Origin of the sequence: Nocardia cyriacigeorgica (assembly GCF_010868145.1) — a bacterium.
Taxonomy (GTDB): Bacteria; Actinomycetota; Actinomycetes; order Mycobacteriales; family Mycobacteriaceae; genus Nocardia; species Nocardia cyriacigeorgica_D.
Genome location: NZ_JAAGUY010000010.1, coordinates 59,816 through 75,949, shown reverse-complemented (window position 1 = coordinate 75,949; position 16,134 = coordinate 59,816). Strand labels below are relative to the sequence as shown.

The window sequence follows — 16,134 nt, the reverse complement described above, 5'->3', positions numbered from 1 at the left end:
GGCCCCGGCGACCGGCTGTTCCTACGATGTCCGCGCGGGCCGACCCGCACCTCAGGCGGCAACCGCAACCGATCGCGCCGCCGTCAACGCCGTCGCCCACCAGTGCAGCCGATCCAGCATCGTCTGCGCAGCGCGCCCCGGCTCCTCCGGATCACGCAGCGATCCGTTCTCGTCGAAGAGCATGTAGTAGCGCGGGAACGACACATATTCACGCAGGGTGTGGGCATCGAGCTCGTTGAACACCTGCCGCAGGCCTTCGATGGCGAGCAGCCCGCCGCTGCCGCCGCTGTAACCGACGAACCCGATGGTCTTGCCGCTCCACTGGGTGAAATGCCAGTCGATGGCGGCCTTGAGCGAGGCTGGGAAGCTGCGGTTGTAGTCGGGGGTCACGATGACGTACGCGTCGGCGGCCGAGAGCCGCTCGGTCAGTTCGGTCATCCCGGCGGGCCGCGCCGGATCCGGATCCATCGCCGGCGGAACGGCGGGCAGCTCCATCGGGATCTCGTAGTCGGCGAGGTCGATCACGTCGACGTCGTATCCGCCGTGCGCGCGGGCCTGGCCGGCGAACCAGGACGCCACCACCGGGCCGAACCGTCCGTCCCGGACGCTGCCGATGATCACCGCGAGCTTCAGTGGCGAGGTCATGTCGTTCTCCTTCTGATCGAAGTGCGACCGTGTCGGTCGCTCGTCAACAACCTTGATCGAGATCCGAACCCCGATGAAGACCGCGCGGAGGGTGGTAGTGCGGGGGCCACCCTCGCTACCGGGAAGCTGGTTACCTTGAGCAGGTGAGCACCAACGAAATGGGCCTGTTCCTGCGCACCCGGCGCGAGGCGGTCACTCCCGCCGAGGTCGGTCTGCCGACCGGCCCGCGGCGCCGTACCCCTGGTCTGCGCCGCTCGGAGCTGGCCACGCTGGCCGGCGTGAGCGTGGAATACCTGACCCGCCTCGAGCAGGGACGCGACCGCAACCCTTCACCTCCGGTGCTGTCGGCGCTGGCCGACGTCTTGAACCTCACCGCGAGTGAGCGGGTCCATCTCTACCGGCTCACCAAGGCCGATTCCGGATTCACCTGCATGGGCGGTGCGCAGCCGAACCGCGCGCTGCGGCCGACGGTGCGCGGCATTCTCGAGCAACTGGACCCGGCAGCGGCGATCGTGGTCAACAGGCTCACCGAGATCCTGGCCTGCACCGAGGGCTACCGCACGCTGATGCGCGGCTCCGGCCAGCTGGACGACGAACTGCCCGACCTCGCAGGCTTCGCGTTCACCGACCCGCGTGCCAAGGACTTCTACCCCGACTGGGACCGCGTCGCCGACCATCTGGTCGCCACCCTGAAACAGGGCCCGTTCCGCGCCGATCCCCATATCGACGCCCTGGCCGACCGCCTGACCATCACCGCGGGTGCCGCGTTCACCGACCGCGTGGATACCGTGCCGAATCTGCCCCCTGTCACCGGGATCACCCGGATGCAGCACCCCGAGGCAGGTGGGCTGCGGATGGCCTACGAAACACTGGATTTGCCCGCCGATGACGACCAGCAGCTCATCATCTACCTCCCCGCCGACGCTGCCACCGCCGCGGCCCTCGACGCCCTCAACGGTCGCCGCCCCGGCGGTTTGCGCGCCGTCTCCGGATAGCGGGCGAGCCCAGCTGCCGTGCGGTTTCACCGCGCCGCACCCGCCCGGTAGCCTTGGACATCGTGCATCCCGACGTATCCGCCGATCTAGCCGAACTCGACACCACGCTCAAAACGGTCGAGTCGGTCCTCGACATCGAGGAACTACGCCGCCGCATCGATGAACTCGAGCATCAGGCGGCCGACCCTGATCTGTGGAACAACCAGGACCACGCGCAGCAGGTCACCAGCGAGCTGTCGCACGCCCAGGGCGAGCTGCGCCGGGTCGAGGACCTGCGCCAGCGGCTGGAAGACCTGCCGGTCCTCTACGAGCTGGCCGAAGGCGAGGAAGGCGAGGCGATGACCGCCGCGCTGGCCGAGGCCGACGCCGAACGCTCGGCGTTGCACGCCGATGTCGAGGCCATGGAGGTCCGCACGCTGCTCTCGGGCGAATACGACAAGCGTGAGGCGCTGGTCAACATTCGTTCCGGTGCCGGTGGCGTGGACGCCGCCGACTGGGCCGAGATGCTGATGCGCATGTACATCCGCTGGGCCGATCGGCACAAGTACGCGGTCGAGGTCTACGACACCTCCTACGCCGAAGAGGCGGGCATCAAGAGCGCCACCTTCGCGGTGAAGTCGCCCTATGCTTACGGCACGCTCTCGGTGGAGATGGGTACGCACCGGCTGGTGCGGATCAGCCCGTTCGACAACCAGGGCCGTCGCCAGACCTCCTTCGCCGAGGTCGAGGTGCTCCCGGTCGTCGAGACCACCGACCATATCGAGATCCCCGAGGGCGAGGTCCGCGTCGACGTGTACCGCTCCTCCGGCCCGGGTGGTCAGAGCGTCAACACCACCGACTCCGCGGTGCGCCTGACGCATATTCCTACCGGCATCGTTGTCACCTGCCAGAACGAGAAATCCCAGCTGCAGAACAAGATCTCGGCGATGCGCGTGCTGCAGGCCAAGCTGCTCGAACGCAAACGGCAGGAAGAGCGTGCCCAGATGGATGCGCTCAAGACCAACGAGGGCGCGTCCTGGGGTAACCAGATGCGCTCCTACGTGCTGCACCCTTACCAGATGGTCAAGGATCTGCGCACCAACTACGAGGTCAACAATCCGTCCGCGGTCCTCGACGGTGATATCGACGCGTTCATCGAATCCGGGATCCGCTGGAGAATGCGGGAGCAGGCCAACTGATGTTCGACTCGGGGATCCAGAGTTCGGGGATCCACGCGCTGTCGATCTCCGCCGACGTCACCCCGTGGTTGCGTTCGTCCGGTCTGGAGATCGTGCTGCTTATCCTGGGCGCCGTGCTGTTCAGCCGGTTCGCGACGTTCCTGCGCGACCGCGTCACCAGCAAGATCGACGCCGGCTTCCAGAGCAGCGATGCCTTGGTGCGCACCGAGGCGGCCAAGCATCGGCATGCGCTGGCCCAGGTCGTCACCTGGGTGGTGCTGACCATCGTCTACGTGCTGGTCGGCATGGAGGTGCTGCAGAAACTGGGGTTCGCGGTGACCGGGCTCGTCGCTCCGGCCGCGGTCCTCGGCGCGGCTCTCGGCTTCGGCGCCCAGCGCATCGTTCAGGACATCCTCGCCGGGTTCTTCCTGATCACCGAGCGGCAGTACGGGTTCGGTGACGTGGTCCGCATCAACGTCACCGGCGCTGCCGATTCGGCCGAAGGCACGGTCGAGGACGTCACGCTGCGGATCACCACACTGCGTGACGCCGACGGCCAGGTGATCATCGTGCCGAACGGCCAGATTGTGAAAGTCACGAATCTGTCGAAAGATTGGGCGCGTGCGGCGATCGACGTCCCGGTCTCGGCCAGCGCTGACATCACCCGGGTCAACGAGATACTGCACAAGGTGGGCGAAGAGGCCTACCGTGACCGCAGGCTCGAACCATTGCTGCTCGATGAGCCGACGGTCATGGGTGTGGAAGATCTCACGGTCGATCAGATGAACATCCGAATGGTCGCCCGCACCCTGCCTGGTAAGCAATTCGAAGTCGGACGTGAGCTGCGGGTACGGGTAGCCGCCGCGCTGCGCCGGGAAGGTATCAGTGAGACCGCGTAAATCAACGGCGATCCTGATGGGGAGTTGGGTCGCCACATTCCTGCTGTATCTGTTCGTCAAACCCGACACGCCCACGCCGCCCGCACCGTTGGTGAATACCGTTCCGGCAGCGGTGCATACGAGTGCCCCGGCGAAGTGACCCGCCCGAGGTAGCGGGCCTGAGCCGCCCGCGATCGCGGCTCTGACCAGCGCCTCCCGCCCCCGGTGAGGGAACTCACGCGCCCAGGTCACACCATGGCTCGTGGTTACACTGGCTCCCCGTGATCACCATGCGGAACGTCACCAAGTCGTACAAGACCTCGACGCGACCCGCGCTGGACAACATCACGGTGGATGTGGGCAAGGGCGAGTTCGTCTTCATCATCGGACCGTCCGGCTCGGGCAAATCGACCTTCATGCGATTGCTGCTCAAAGAGGAGACCCCCACCACGGGAGAGATCCAGGTCGCCGATTTCCGGGTCGACCGGCTGCCCGGCCGTAGGGTGCCCAAACTGCGTCAGCGGATCGGCTGCGTGTTCCAGGATTTCCGGCTGCTGCAGCAGAAGACCGTCGAGCAGAATGTGGCGTTCGCGCTCGAGGTGATCGGTAAGCGCAGACAGTTCATCGAGCGGACCGTCCCCGAAGTACTGGACATGGTCGGGCTCGGCGGCAAGGCGGACCGGCTGCCCGGCGAGCTGTCCGGCGGTGAACAGCAGCGTGTGGCCATCGCGCGCGCGTTCGTCAACCGGCCGCTGGTGCTGCTGGCCGACGAGCCAACCGGCAACCTCGATCCGGAGACCAGCGCCGACATCATGGCTCTGCTGGAACGGATCAATCGCATCGGAACCACGGTGCTGATGGCGACCCATGACAACCACATCGTCGATTCGATGCGCAGACGGGTCATCGAGCTCGATCACGGCCGCATGGTCCGCGACGAGGCCACCGGCGTGTACGGAGTTGATCGATAATGCGGGCGAGTTTCCTGTTCGGCGAGGTCTTCGAAGGTCTACGCCGCAACGTCACCATGACCATCGCGATGATCCTGACCACCGCGGTTTCGCTCACCATGCTCGGTGGCGGCCTGTTGGCGGTGCGGATCGCGGACAAGACCGAGCAGTATTTCCTCGATCGGCTCGAGGTCCGGCTGTACCTGACCGAGGACGTCTCGGCGACCGACCCGGACTGCTCATTGGAGCCGTGCGCATCACTGATGGCCGACCTCAAGGCCACCGAGGGCGTCGAATCGGTGCAGTTCCTCAACCGTGACGACGCGATCCGCGAGGCCAAAGAGAAGACGTTCAAGGATCAGCCGGAGCTGGCCGAGTTCGTCGCCGATACGCCGCTTCCCGCCTCACTGCGGGTCAAGATGGTCGACGCCGAGCTGTACCCGACGATCTACGAGTCGTTCTACGACCGGCCGGGTGTCGGCATGGTGCGCAATGACAAGGACATCGTCGACCGGCTCGTCAGCCTGTTCGACGGGTTGCGTAACGCGGCGTTCGGCCTGGCCATGCTGCAGGCTGTCGCGGCGCTGCTGCTGATCGCGAATATGGTGCAGATCGCGGCGTTCACCCGCCGCACCGAGGTCGGGATCATGCGGCTGGTCGGCGCGACCCGCTGGTATACCCAGCTACCGTTCTTGCTCGAGGCGGTGGTGGCGGCGCTCGCGGGTACGCTGCTCGCGGTCGTCGGTCTCTTCATCGCCCGGCCCCTTGTGGTCGATCGGGCTCTCGGCGACTTGTTCGCGAGCAAGGTCTTCCCCCGCATCACCGGTGACGACATAGCCATGACGGCGCTGATCATCGCGCCGGTCGGGGTCGCTTTCGCTGCCGTCACCGCTTACGCGACGCTGCGGTACTACGTGCGGGAGTGAATATCCGGACACGTTGCGCCGACCGCCTCGGGCCTGTGCTCAGCCGAGGCGGTTGGCCCGATCCAGCGCGACAGCCAGATCCTCGAGCAGCGGCGCCGCGCCCGTATGGGAGAAGCGGAATACCGGATTCCACGGGGTGACCTGCCCCGCTCGCACCGCCGGGAGCGACCGCCACACCGCATTCGAAGCGAGGGCGTCCGGTTGTCCGGCCGAGGACCGGCTGTCCAGCAGGATCAGGTCGGCCCGATACCGGTCGGCGCTCTCCCAGCTCAGGCTCTGGAAATAGCCGCCGCTGTCGACCTCGTCCGGGACGACGAGCTCGACCCCGAGTTCCGCGAAATAGCTCAGGTCGGCCGAGGTGCTCGGATCGGACACGTAGAAGGTGGCCGGCGCCGCCGAGGCCGCGAGGACCCGGATACCAGGCCGCCGGGCCACCGCATCGCGCACTGCCTGCGCGGCGGCCTCGAAACGTGCCTTGGCTACGACGACCGGTTCGGCTGTCAGATCGGCACCGAGCGCTGCGGCCAACTCCTCGTATCTGCCGATGATCGTGGGTAGCCCCCGATCGGCGACCGCGAGGGCGATCACGTTCGGATTCGCCGATTCGATCTTCTGCCGGCTGTCGTCGGGGATGTACCAGAGCCGATCAGGGACGTAGGTGTCGGTGACCAGCAGATCGGGTTCGAGCAGCGCGTACTTCTCGATATCGAACTGTCCCCAGTCGTCGCCTACCACGGTGAGGTCATCGACGTTCAGGTCACCGGCGAGCGCCCGTGGCGTCCCCTTGCCTGTGGAGACGTCACCGAAGATGCCGACCAGCGGCTCCCGCACACCGTAGTCGGCGAGCGCGCCGGCCGAACCGGTGAAGGCCACGACCCGGCCCGGCGTAGCGCCGAGGCCTACGGTGTAGCCGCGGTCGTCTGTGAACGTCCAGCCATCGCCCGATGACGGCTCGTCGTCCGAGCCCGATCCGCAGGCCGCGAGGGCGGCTCCCAAGCAGGCGATACCTCCCAGTGTCAGGAATCGACGACGATTCACATCGGTGTTCGGTGGAATCCGATAGGTGTCGATGTCTGCCGTCCCTCGCTCGCAGTTCCGGGCCGATGCCCATTAGAGCGTCGGACGGTAGATAAGGCAAGCCTTACCAAGGGAGCCCCGCAACCGCGAGGCAACTGTGACTCCGAACAGAATTCACGTCTCGACGGTTTTCTTACTCTGGAGTAAGATAGCCTTACTCAAGAGTAAGATACTGGGACCACCCACCTCACCCACCCATCCGAGAAAACAGGTGATGATGAGCACTCGAGACAGCGCGACGAAGCGACGTCCGGACACCGGCCGGAGCCAGGAATCCGCGGTCGGCCTGAACCAACCCAAGCGGGATTGGATGGGCGCGGCGATGCGGGTGATGACAACCCTCACCGGGTCCGAGCTCGCCGAGAAGTACAACTTGCGCAAGCCGATCGAGCGGGTCACCTACGAAGGCACCAAGACCGGTTTCCGCACCCTCGGCGCGGCCACCCGCGCGTTCAGCAAGGTCGCAGGTGGCGGTCAGCCGCAGCGCCTGGCCGCCAACGAGGCGAAGAACAAGGACTACTTCGACCTCACCCCCTCCGACGAACAGCAGATGATCGTCGAGACGGTGCGCGAATTCGCCGCCGAGATCCTGCGCCCGGCCGCGCACGACGCCGACGAGGCCGCCGCCGCGCCGAAGGATCTCCTCGGTCGCGCCGCCGAACTCGGCATCACCCTGATCAACGTGCCCGAGGAGCTCGAAGGCGCCGCAAGCGAGCGCGGTGCGGTCACCAATTCGATGGTCGCCGAGGCGCTCGCACACGGCGATATGGGTCTGGCCCTGCCGATCCTCGCGCCCAGTGGTGTCGCGGTCGCGCTGTCGCAGTGGGGTACCGATGCGCAGCAGAAGACGTATCTACCCGCCTTCACCGGCGAGAACGTGCCGCAGGCCGCCGTGGTGATCAGTGAGCCGCGCGCCCTGTTCGACCCCTTCGCCCTGCAGACCAAGGCCGTGCGCTCCCCCAGCGGCTACCGGATCTCCGGTGTGAAGAGTCTGGTTCCGGCCGCCGCCGACGCCGAACTGTTCATCGTCGCCGCCGAGCTCGACGGGCGCCCCGCACTGTTCATCGTCGAGTCCGACGCACAGGGTCTGGTCGTGGAGGCCGACCCGAGCATGGGGCTGCGGGCCGCGGGCCTCGGCCGGATCATCCTCGACAACGTCGCGGTCGGCACCGACGCACTACTCGGTGACGGCGACAGCAAGCAGCACGCCGAGGATTACGCCGACGCCGTGCGCCTGGCCCGCCTCGGCTGGGCGTCGCTGGCCATCGGCACCGGCCAGGCCGTGCTCGACTACGTGATCCCCTACGTCAACGAGCGTGAGGCGTTCGGCGAGCCGATTTCGCACCGTCAGGCGGTCGCGTTCATGGTCGCCAATATCGCCATCGAGCTCGACGGGTTGCGTCTGGTGACGCTGCGTGGCGCCTCCCGCGCCGAGCAGGGCCTGTCCTTCGCCCGCGAAGCGGCACTGGCCAAGAAGCTGGCCACCGACAAGGGCATGCAGATCGGCCTGGACGGTGTGCAGCTGCTCGGCGGTCACGGCTTCACCAAGGAACACCCGGTCGAGCGCTGGTACCGCGATCTGCGCGGCATCGGCGTCGCCGAAGGTGTCGTGCTCGTCTAATCGGCCCGTTCGTTACTTCAGGAGATTTCCACCATGATCAATCTCGAACTCCCCAGGAAGCTGCGGGCCAGCGCCAACCAGGCGCATCAGGTCGCCTCGCAGATCTTCCGTCCGATCTCGCGCAAATACGACCTCGGCGAGCATGAATACCCCGTCGAGCTCGACACCATGGCCGCCATGGTCGAGGGCCTCGCCGACTCCGGCACCCAGAAGATCGGCGGCGCCGCCGGTGGCCGTGAAGACGACAGCGAGACCAACTCACACGCCACCGAACTGCTCGGAAACACCAACGGCGGCAATATGTCCGCGCTGCTCAACGCCCTCGAGACCTCGTGGGGCGATGTCGGCCTGATGCTGTCGATCCCCTACCAGGGTCTCGGCAACGCCGCCATCGCCGCGGTCGCCACCGACGAGCAGCTCAAGCGTTTCGGCAAGGTGTGGGCCTCCATGGCCATCACCGAGCCCTCGTTCGGCTCCGACTCCGCGGCCGTCACCACCACCGCCGTCCTCGACGGCGACGAGTGGGTCCTCAACGGCGAGAAGATCTTCGTCACCGCCGGTGAGCGTTCCACCCACATCGTGGTGTGGGCATCGGTCGACCGCAGCCTCGGCCGCGCGGCCATCAAGTCGTTCGTCGTCCCGCGTGACGCTCCGGGCCTGTCGGTGGCGCGGCTCGAGCACAAGCTCGGCATCAAGGCCTCCGACACCGCCGTGCTGCTGCTGCAGGACTGCCGGATCCCGAAGGACAACATCCTTGGCAGCCCGGAAGTCAACGTGGAGAAGGGCTTTGCCGGGGTCATGCAGACCTTCGACAACACCCGCCCCCTCGTCGCCGCCATGGCCGTCGGTGTGGCGCGTGCCGCCCTCGAAGAGCTGCGCGTCGTCCTGAAGGACGCGGGCATCGAGCCGTCCTATGACATCCCGGCCAACAACCAGCCCGCCGCGGCGGCCGAATTCCTGCGCATGGAAGCCGACTACGAAGCGGCCTACCTGCTCTCGCTGCGCGCCGCCTGGATGGCCGACAACAAGAAGCCGAACTCCTTGGAAGCCTCCATGTCCAAGGCCAAGGCCGGCCGCACCGGCACCGACATCACCCTTAAGGCCGTCGAACTCGCCGGAACCATCGGCTACTCGCAGCGCACCCTGCTGGAGAAGTGGGGCCGCGACTCGAAGATTCTCGACATCTTCGAAGGCACCCAGCAGATCCAGCAGCTGATCGTGGCTCGGCGAGTGCTCGGGAAGACCAGTGCCGAACTGAAGTAGCAACGCTGCTCGGCAGTAGATCGGCGAAGGGCCGATGCGCACCGTGCGCATCGGCCCTTCGCCGTATCGGCAGGCCGGTGAAAATCGATGGAACCGATCGGTGGCCGTCGACGTCCAATTACTAGAAGTGGACGAATCGTCTACCGTCGACGCAATATGCGCGATGCATGTCGCATCGAAATGTATAGGGAGTGTTGGTGACCGAAGACCTTCAGGTGCAACCCGACGACCTGGACCGGTTCGCGACCGTTATGCGTGATCTGGCCTCGGATTCCGACAGTGCCGAGCAGTACGTCACGAAGTGGTTCAACCTCACTGGCGATGACGCTCGGATATTCGCGCACGTGGCGGGCATCGCCGAACAGGTCAGACAGAATCTGGAAGCCAACTACGACAAGCTCCGCGCCCTCGGCGAGGCCTCCGCGACGGAGCTCACCAAGAGCGCGGAGATGTATCGCACCACCGATCTGGCGACGGCCAAGCGCCTCGACAGCACGTACGGCGAAGGAAAGTGATGGCACGTCCCGGGGAAGCACTGCAGGAACCGCAGGCCGAGGACCCGATGCCCGGATGGATCCCGTACTTCATCGGCGGCAATTTCGTATCCCCCGCGTACTACCTCAACGAGGCCTCGAAAACGCTGCTGGGTGTCGACGTCTTCGGCTGGGCTTCCCAGCAGGTCGCCGGCGATTGGGAGGCGGTGAAGAAGGCCTCCGGAGCCGCGGGAAACCTGGCCGCGTTCAATACCTCGTTCCATGACACGGTCATGGCGGACTGGCAGAACACTCTCGAGAACACCTGGCGAGGCAACGCCGCAGACAGTGCACGCAGCTACTTCCACGGGCTGGCCGGATCCGTCGAGTTCCAGGTGCGTTCGCTCGAAGAGATCGAGCGAACCCTCAACAACATCAGCAACGCGATGGTCAACCTCGGCAGAGTCCTCGGCGACCTGCTCCAGGGCATCGCCGATTTGATCATCATGTGGCTGGCAAAGATGGCAGCGGCAGCGATCCAATCATCGGCCATCATCACCGCTCCTACCGCGGCGGCGACCTATGCCGCCGCGGCCGTCGACGCCGTACGGATCGTCGCGAAGTACCAGCAGATGGTGAACGCGACAGGGACCGCATTCAAAGTGGTCGTCGGGCTCGGCGCCACGGCACTTCATTTGTCCAGCCGGACTCCGGAAGACCTTCCGCCGCTGCCCGAACCGTCCTACGACCACCCCGGAGCTTGATCTGATGCAGGAACGGCCCGAACCTACCTATGACGTCGCCGGCGGAGATCCCGGTGCGTCGCGTCAGCTGCGCAAGTCCCTCGAAGCTCTCCGATCCGCGGCACCCAGCCCTGAGGTCCGCAAACAACTGGACGACGTCATCGCAGGGCGAGTGAGCATGCGTGAGTTCGGCACATCCGATGGATTCGCAGGCATACTCGACCGGGCGCTGCCCCCTCGAGCGATGAACAAGTTGAGCTCCCTGTCGTCATCCGAGCTGGAAGCGATGGCCGAGCAGGGCCTGGCGGAACAAGATCGACTCCGCGACGAACGGCCCGATGCCGCCCGCCCGACCGCAACAGAACCTGAGTCACCTGATCCTCGGGCCGCAGCGCAGACATCCGCCGATAGGGCGGAGGTTCGTCTTCACCCGGGTACCCGCAAACCCAACCGGGAGCGAGTTGTCACCCCGGATGAGCCCGACGAGGACGACCTGTATTTCCAGGAGCGTCAGCAGCGCGGATGGCTGGTGTGATGGCGAACTATCCGGCCGAACGAACCGAGGTCGCCGTCCCCGCGCAACCCCGCTATGGGATGGAAACCGTCGGCGACATGCTGCGTATGTCGAACTCCAGCGAATGGCGCGATCAATTCTCGTTGGAGCTCGAACAGCCGCTGCCGAACGTATGCAGCGAACACGGGCTGCCTGCCGTCGACCGCTGGAATAGAGCCGTCACCTTCCGGCGGACCTCCCGTGGGATCGAGCAACAGAGCGTGGGTGTCACCCTGCGAGGATTCGGCGCCAACTTCTTCAAACTCGGCATCCACATCCCGCCGGTCGCCGGTAATCTGCACGGCGAGTGGCCGGTATGCGCGAGATGCGTTCGGCGCACGACCCTGTTGCGATGGTTGGCCCGCGCTTTGATCATCATCGGTCTCCCGCTCCTGCCTGCTCTGCTGATCGCACTTCAGCTCGGCGTCGACCGTATCCACCCGGGATGGGTCGTCGCCTTCTTCCCCGGCTGGCTCCCGGTCGGCCTGTTCGTCGCCATGCTCGTGTACCAGGCTGCAGCCCAGTTCATTCGGTTCGGACCGATCGTCGACCCTGACACGGTCACGATTCGAGCCCATCCGGATTTCGCGGCAGCAGTAGCCGAGCAACGGAGTTGATTCCGCCCTGCGACGGCGCGGGTTCAGCTTGTCGCGGATTCGGTTCCGGATAGTCCTACCCTTGCCGTCCAGTTCCAGTGGCGCGCATGCTCGGGTGATGACGATTCGCGAACCGGTTCGGCGGGTGGGCGTCGCAATCTGCGCCGTCGCGGCTGTCGCCGCCTGTACGACAACGACGGAGGGCCATCCGACGCCTCTCGACCAGCCGCCGACGACGACCGAATCCGGTCTACCGGAACCGCGGCCCGAGCCGCCGCTCCGGCCGGGTATCCATCCCGTCGTGGTGCACAACTGCGACTATGACGGTGGCTACGAGGTGACCGAGAAACGGAACCCGGACGCCGGGGCCGAGGTCGACGTGCACGATATCGAGGTCTACCAAACCCGGAGTGACCATTCAATCGACCACCACCCGCTGGGAGCGGCGGATGTCTACGTGCACAACACGACCCGGCCACAGGTACTCGTATTGAGCGCCTACGAGCCTACGCTGTGGCGTGTGCATTCCGATCCTGGCGTGCGGATCCCGCTGGTCGTGCTGAACAGTGGCGAGAACGACGTCTCCGGTGTGCCGGACGATATCGAAGTCGTCACCGAGAACAACTGGTCCGCTCTCCCCGATCGGCGACTGGCCGAACTCGCCGACAAGCCCCGAACCTCCGAAACCTACTGCTACGACGCAAGCCTCTTCTCGATCCGGCCATAGGCCGCCGAGCCGCACATCAGTCGGTCGATGAAACGACCACGGCCAGTTCGAGGCAGTGGGCGGCTGCCGCGGGTGTCTGCTCCCCCTGGTCTACGCCTACGACGTGAAGATCGCGGGCTCGTAGTCGAAACCCGGTGTCACTTCCAGCACGATGTCGGCAGGGTTGCTCACTGTGAACACGATCGTGAAGGCAGCCTCCCTGCCAGGGAGCACCGTTGTCGACGGCGAGCCGACCCCTTGGGCCGAATCGAACACCTGCTCCGCCTCGAGATTGTCACTCTGACAGGTCACGTAGAAGAAGTCCGGGTCGTAGGTGTCCGGTGAACCGTTGACGACAGTGACAGAGAATGCCACGTAGTAACCCGGATCATCGGTGGACGCGGATTCGCTTGGCGAGTACGGAGTCGGTGGCGCGATGGTTACCGAGAGGCCGTCGTCGTACGTAAATGCCTGTCCGAAACGAGGATTCTGCGTCGGCGCGCGGCTGGTGATGGTGGTCGTCTCTGCCATCGGCGAACTCGGCGGCGGCATCGCCGTCGTTGCATGAGGCTGGGGCGAGGTCTGTGGTGACTGCGCGCTCGAAGTGCCTGCGGGAGGTACGACGGTCTTGGTTGCAGCCGACGAGCTTTCGATTGGCGCTGTCATCGTCACAGCGGGTCGATTGATGCCAGTATGTGTGCTGGGCGTGGCTTCACCACTTGTCCGGTCCGAGCACGCGTTCAGCGGCAGGGCCACTGCGGCGACCGCGACAACCAACCATGCAGTTCTCGTCATCGGACACTCCAGGCGTCAGCGACTAGAGGGCATCGATGGTCGACATTACGCCGCACCACACAGCAGACTTGGAGCATTCACAGCGGAATCAGCCGCGTGGCTGAATCGTGATACCGCCGTCTGCCTCACCGATGCACGGCCGCGACCGCCAGAAGGGCGAGACAGCGGCCGGTCAGGCACTGTTCTCAGGAGGTTTCATTGCGACGGCGAGATCCTTGGCCGAACGGCTCCGATACCGTTCGCCGAGAACCCGCGCGCGGTGAACTCGCAGGCCGGAGGTTTCGCGTGGATCCGTGGGTCCGGCCGAGCGAGCCGGTCGAGAATCCAGCTCCGCACTCCCTCGAGTTGTCCGATGAGATCGTCGACCTCGGCCAGCTTCCGGTGGTATACCTCCGCCGACGCCGAGCACGAGTCGCCCGAAGGGTTCCCGGCCTGTAGGCATTCGACGAATGGGCGGATTTCCTCCAGCTCGAATCCGCAGTCCTGCAGGGTCTGAATCTGGCGCACTACCCGGTAGTCGTCCTCGCCGTACACGCGGTAACCCCTGACATCACGGCCGACGCGCAGCAGCCCGCGCGACTCGTAGTACCGCAGTGCGCGGGTGGTCGTCGCCGCGCGTTCGGCCAATTCCCCGATCCGCATCCCGATCCTTTCCGATCCACGCACACGTGCGCGATATCGGTGACAACCTCCGGCATCAGGATCTTCATCCGGACCGGCTCAGGTCAGGTGCTTGCGCAGCACTTCTTGATGAGTCGGACGAGCCGCCGCGAGACGGTCCCGCCCCTCGGGGGTCAGCTTCAGGAAGTTGGCGCGACGGTCGAAATCGCAGGCAGCGCGCTCCACCAGGCCGGCCTTCTCCAGCCGGGTCACGGTGCGCGAGAGTGCGCTCTGGCTCAGGTACATCTCGGTCTCGATGTCTTTCATCTTGACGTTCTCTTGCTGCGCCTCGCCGCAACGCCCGCCCAGTACTTGCAGGAGCTCGAATTCACTGAGCCCGAGCTGATGCTGTGCCTGTAGCGCGCTCTCCAGCTCACAGGAAGTGCCGTGGTAGAGCCGGAGGGTTTCGGACCACTTCGCGCAGACATCTTTGTCGGTGTCGTGGTACATGAGCCGAGGTTAGCATGTCAAGGCATTTTATGCACGTGCATTGCATGTGTTGACATTGAATGCGTGTGCATTTAAGTTACCTTCCGTGACCACGACAACGGCACCCCAGAACCTCACCGCTCCTACGACTTCTGAACCAACCGCAGGTGGTTGGGGGCCCAAGCTGTGGGCCATCCTGTTCGTCGCCGGGCTGGCGATGTTCCTCGACGCACTCGACGTCTCCATGGTCGGCGTCGCGCTCCCCTCCATCGGCGAGGACCTCGGCCTCGACACCTCTGCGCTGCAGTGGATCGTCAACGGCTACATCCTCGGCTACGGCGGTCTGCTGTTGCTGGGTGGACGAGCCGCCGACCTGCTCGGCCGCAGACAGGTGTTCCTGACCGCGCTGGTGGTCTTCGGCATCGCGTCGCTGATCGGCGGTCTCGTCGATGACGGTGCGTTACTGATCGCCACCCGCATCATCAAGGGTGTCGCCGCCGCCTTCACCGCGCCGGCCGCGCTCTCGATCATCACCACCACGTTCAAGGAGGGTCCGGACCGCAACCGGGCTCTGTCGATCTTCACCATCTTCGGCGCCACCGGGTACGCCTCCGGCCTGATCGTGTCCGGCCTGCTGACCGGCATCGACTGGCGGCTCACCTTCTACATGCCCGTCGCTGTTGTGGCCGCCGTGACGGTCACCGCCTACTTCGTCATCCCGCGCACCATCGAAAAGGAAGAGGGCCGTATCGATTTCACCGGCGCCGCGCTGCTCACCGGTGGCATGCTCGCCGCGGTCTACACCATCGTCACCGCGCCGGAGACTGGTTTCACCCCCACCGTCATCGCGACCACCATCCTCGCGATCGGCCTGCTCGGCACGTTCTTCGTGGTGGAGAACCGGGTGAGCCACCCGCTGGTGCGGCTGAGCATCTTCAAGGTGAAGTCGATCGTGCGGGCCAACCTGGCCGCGCTGGCCATCTTCGGCTCCTACCTGAGCTTCCAGACCATCGTCTCGCTCTACCTGCAGAACACCCTGCAGTGGGAGCCGCTGCAGATGGCGCTGGCGATGGCGCCGACCGGCATCATCGTGGCCATCCTGTCGCCGATCGCGGGCAAGTTCATCGACCGGTTCGGCACCACCCCGATGATCTTGGCCGCACTCACCTCGTTCGTGGCCGGCTACGTGTGGTTCCTGGTGCGCGGCGGCAGCGCCGATCCGGCCTACGCCGTCGACTACCTGCCCGCGTTCCTGTTGCTCGGCCTCGGCTTCGCGCTCGGTTTCTCCGCGGTCATGGTGCAGGCCACCGAAGGTATCGCCGACCATGAGCAGGGTCTGGCCTCCGGACTGGTGCAGACCTCGTTCCAGATCGGCGGCGCCGTGGTGCTCGCCATCGCCACCGGCCTGATCAGCGACGCCGCCACCGACGGCATCGCAGGCTACCGGCCCGGGCTGTACCTGGTCACCGCGGTCGCGGTGATCGGCCTGATCGCCTCCGCCTCGGCCGTATTGGCCCGCAAGCAGGCGGTCGCCGAACTCGCGTAAGCGGATTCGACAACCGAAGACCAGTGGGGTCGCCGATATCGGCGACCCCACTGTCGTGCGTTTCCTCGGTGCGAAGCATTGGCCACACCGAGTCCCTCATGAACCGCGCTGTGAGCGTGCC

The 16,134-nt window shown here is 65.6% G+C and carries 18 protein-coding genes; 13 read left to right on the top strand and 5 right to left on the bottom strand.

Annotated features, from left to right (window positions below; genetic code table 11):
• Window positions 1-51 precede the first annotated feature (51 nt).
• Window positions 52-645: an NADPH-dependent FMN reductase gene (locus GV792_RS14340; RefSeq protein WP_163824594.1), complete on the bottom strand. Its 594-nt coding sequence runs from the start codon at window positions 643-645 to the stop codon at window positions 52-54.
• A gap of 143 nt (window positions 646-788) precedes the next feature.
• Here GV792_RS14340 and GV792_RS14335 point away from each other — a divergent pair, with 143 nt between their 5' ends.
• From GV792_RS14335 to ftsX, 5 genes are all read left to right on the top strand, one after another.
• Window positions 789-1,640, top strand: coding sequence for a helix-turn-helix domain-containing protein (locus GV792_RS14335; RefSeq protein WP_163824593.1), 852 nt, complete (start codon window positions 789-791; stop codon window positions 1,638-1,640).
• A gap of 62 nt (window positions 1,641-1,702) precedes the next feature.
• Window positions 1,703-2,818 carry a peptide chain release factor 2 gene (gene prfB / locus GV792_RS14330; RefSeq protein ID WP_163824592.1) on the top strand — a complete coding sequence of 372 codons (1,116 nt, stop codon included), beginning with the start codon at window positions 1,703-1,705 and terminating at the stop codon, window positions 2,816-2,818.
• On the top strand, window positions 2,818-3,696 hold the full coding sequence (locus GV792_RS14325; protein WP_163824591.1) for a mechanosensitive ion channel family protein: 879 nt from the start codon (window positions 2,818-2,820) through the stop codon (window positions 3,694-3,696). The genes prfB and GV792_RS14325 overlap by 1 nt, the downstream gene beginning before the upstream one ends.
• Window positions 3,697-3,956: 260 nt before the next feature.
• Window positions 3,957-4,646, top strand: a complete 690-nt coding sequence (gene ftsE, locus GV792_RS14320; RefSeq protein WP_163824590.1) for a cell division ATP-binding protein FtsE — start codon at window positions 3,957-3,959, stop codon at window positions 4,644-4,646.
• Entirely contained in the window at window positions 4,646-5,551 is a 906-nt protein-coding gene (ftsX, locus tag GV792_RS14315; protein WP_163824589.1) for a permease-like cell division protein FtsX, read from the top strand. The genes ftsE and ftsX overlap by 1 nt, the downstream gene beginning before the upstream one ends.
• Window positions 5,552-5,590: 39 nt before the next feature.
• Here the strand turns inward: ftsX and GV792_RS14310 are convergent, their stop codons facing one another.
• On the bottom strand, window positions 5,591-6,547 hold the full coding sequence (locus GV792_RS14310; protein WP_256670556.1) for an ABC transporter substrate-binding protein: 957 nt from the start codon (window positions 6,545-6,547) through the stop codon (window positions 5,591-5,593).
• A gap of 292 nt (window positions 6,548-6,839) precedes the next feature.
• Between GV792_RS14310 and GV792_RS14305 the strand changes: the two genes are divergently transcribed.
• The 7 genes from GV792_RS14305 (at window position 6,840) to GV792_RS14275 (ending at window position 12,604) form a co-directional block, all read left to right on the top strand.
• Window positions 6,840-8,249: an acyl-CoA dehydrogenase family protein gene (locus GV792_RS14305; protein WP_163824588.1), complete on the top strand. Its 1,410-nt coding sequence runs from the start codon at window positions 6,840-6,842 to the stop codon at window positions 8,247-8,249.
• A gap of 33 nt (window positions 8,250-8,282) precedes the next feature.
• Complete coding sequence (locus GV792_RS14300; RefSeq protein ID WP_163824587.1) at window positions 8,283-9,512, top strand: acyl-CoA dehydrogenase family protein; 1,230 nt, start codon at window positions 8,283-8,285, stop codon at window positions 9,510-9,512.
• A 197-nt stretch (window positions 9,513-9,709) separates the two neighbouring features.
• Window positions 9,710-10,027, top strand: a complete 318-nt coding sequence (locus GV792_RS14295) for a type VII secretion target (RefSeq protein WP_163824586.1) — start codon at window positions 9,710-9,712, stop codon at window positions 10,025-10,027.
• The gene (locus tag GV792_RS14290; RefSeq protein ID WP_163824585.1) at window positions 10,027-10,749 is read left to right on the top strand and encodes a WXG100 family type VII secretion target; all 723 of its coding nucleotides are present in this window, start codon (window positions 10,027-10,029) and stop codon (window positions 10,747-10,749) included. Before GV792_RS14295 ends, GV792_RS14290 begins: the two co-directional genes overlap by 1 nt.
• A 4-nt stretch (window positions 10,750-10,753) precedes the next feature.
• Window positions 10,754-11,263, top strand: coding sequence for a hypothetical protein (locus GV792_RS14285; protein ID WP_163824584.1), 510 nt, complete (start codon window positions 10,754-10,756; stop codon window positions 11,261-11,263).
• Window positions 11,251-11,898 (top strand): hypothetical protein, encoded by a 648-nt coding sequence (locus GV792_RS14280; RefSeq protein ID WP_163824583.1) that lies wholly within the window; start codon window positions 11,251-11,253, stop codon window positions 11,896-11,898. The genes GV792_RS14285 and GV792_RS14280 overlap by 13 nt, the downstream gene beginning before the upstream one ends.
• A 97-nt stretch (window positions 11,899-11,995) precedes the next feature.
• Complete coding sequence (locus GV792_RS14275; RefSeq protein WP_163824582.1) at window positions 11,996-12,604, top strand: hypothetical protein; 609 nt, start codon at window positions 11,996-11,998, stop codon at window positions 12,602-12,604.
• A gap of 96 nt (window positions 12,605-12,700) precedes the next feature.
• Here the strand turns inward: GV792_RS14275 and GV792_RS14270 are convergent, their stop codons facing one another.
• The 3 genes from GV792_RS14270 to GV792_RS14260 form a co-directional block, all read right to left on the bottom strand.
• The gene (locus GV792_RS14270) at window positions 12,701-13,378 is read right to left on the bottom strand and encodes a hypothetical protein (protein ID WP_163824581.1); all 678 of its coding nucleotides are present in this window, start codon (window positions 13,376-13,378) and stop codon (window positions 12,701-12,703) included.
• Between the two features lie 195 nt (window positions 13,379-13,573).
• A complete protein-coding gene (locus GV792_RS14265) occupies window positions 13,574-14,020 on the bottom strand; it encodes a MerR family transcriptional regulator (RefSeq protein WP_163824580.1) in 447 nt (148 codons plus the stop codon).
• Window positions 14,021-14,098: 78 nt separating this feature from the next.
• On the bottom strand, window positions 14,099-14,488 hold the full coding sequence (locus tag GV792_RS14260) for a MarR family winged helix-turn-helix transcriptional regulator (protein ID WP_163824579.1): 390 nt from the start codon (window positions 14,486-14,488) through the stop codon (window positions 14,099-14,101).
• A 196-nt stretch (window positions 14,489-14,684) separates the two neighbouring features.
• Here GV792_RS14260 and GV792_RS14255 point away from each other — a divergent pair, with 196 nt between their 5' ends.
• A complete protein-coding gene (locus GV792_RS14255; RefSeq protein WP_163824691.1) occupies window positions 14,685-16,013 on the top strand; it encodes an MFS transporter in 1,329 nt (442 codons plus the stop codon).
• Window positions 16,014-16,134 lie beyond the last annotated feature (121 nt).

Bases quoted from the DNA above. Each gene is read 5' to 3' on its own strand.
- GV792_RS14340 (WP_163824594.1), bottom strand. From the start codon at position 645: ATGACCTCGCCACTGAAGCTCGCGGTGATCATCGGCAGCGTCCGGGAC.
- GV792_RS14325 (WP_163824591.1), top strand. From the start codon at position 2,818: ATGTTCGACTCGGGGATCCAGAGTTCGGGGATCCACGCGCTGTCGATC.
- ftsX (WP_163824589.1), top strand. From the start codon at position 4,646: ATGCGGGCGAGTTTCCTGTTCGGCGAGGTCTTCGAAGGTCTACGCCGC.
- GV792_RS14300 (WP_163824587.1), top strand. From the start codon at position 8,283: ATGATCAATCTCGAACTCCCCAGGAAGCTGCGGGCCAGCGCCAACCAG.
- GV792_RS14290 (WP_163824585.1), top strand. From the start codon at position 10,027: ATGGCACGTCCCGGGGAAGCACTGCAGGAACCGCAGGCCGAGGACCCG.
- GV792_RS14285 (WP_163824584.1), top strand. From the start codon at position 10,754: ATGCAGGAACGGCCCGAACCTACCTATGACGTCGCCGGCGGAGATCCC.
- GV792_RS14280 (WP_163824583.1), top strand. From the start codon at position 11,251: ATGGCTGGTGTGATGGCGAACTATCCGGCCGAACGAACCGAGGTCGCC.
- GV792_RS14275 (WP_163824582.1), top strand. From the start codon at position 11,996: ATGACGATTCGCGAACCGGTTCGGCGGGTGGGCGTCGCAATCTGCGCC.
- GV792_RS14270 (WP_163824581.1), bottom strand. From the start codon at position 13,378: ATGACGAGAACTGCATGGTTGGTTGTCGCGGTCGCCGCAGTGGCCCTG.
- GV792_RS14265 (WP_163824580.1), bottom strand. From the start codon at position 14,020: ATGCGGATCGGGGAATTGGCCGAACGCGCGGCGACGACCACCCGCGCA.
- GV792_RS14260 (WP_163824579.1), bottom strand. From the start codon at position 14,488: ATGTACCACGACACCGACAAAGATGTCTGCGCGAAGTGGTCCGAAACC.
- GV792_RS14255 (WP_163824691.1), top strand. From the start codon at position 14,685: ATGTTCCTCGACGCACTCGACGTCTCCATGGTCGGCGTCGCGCTCCCC.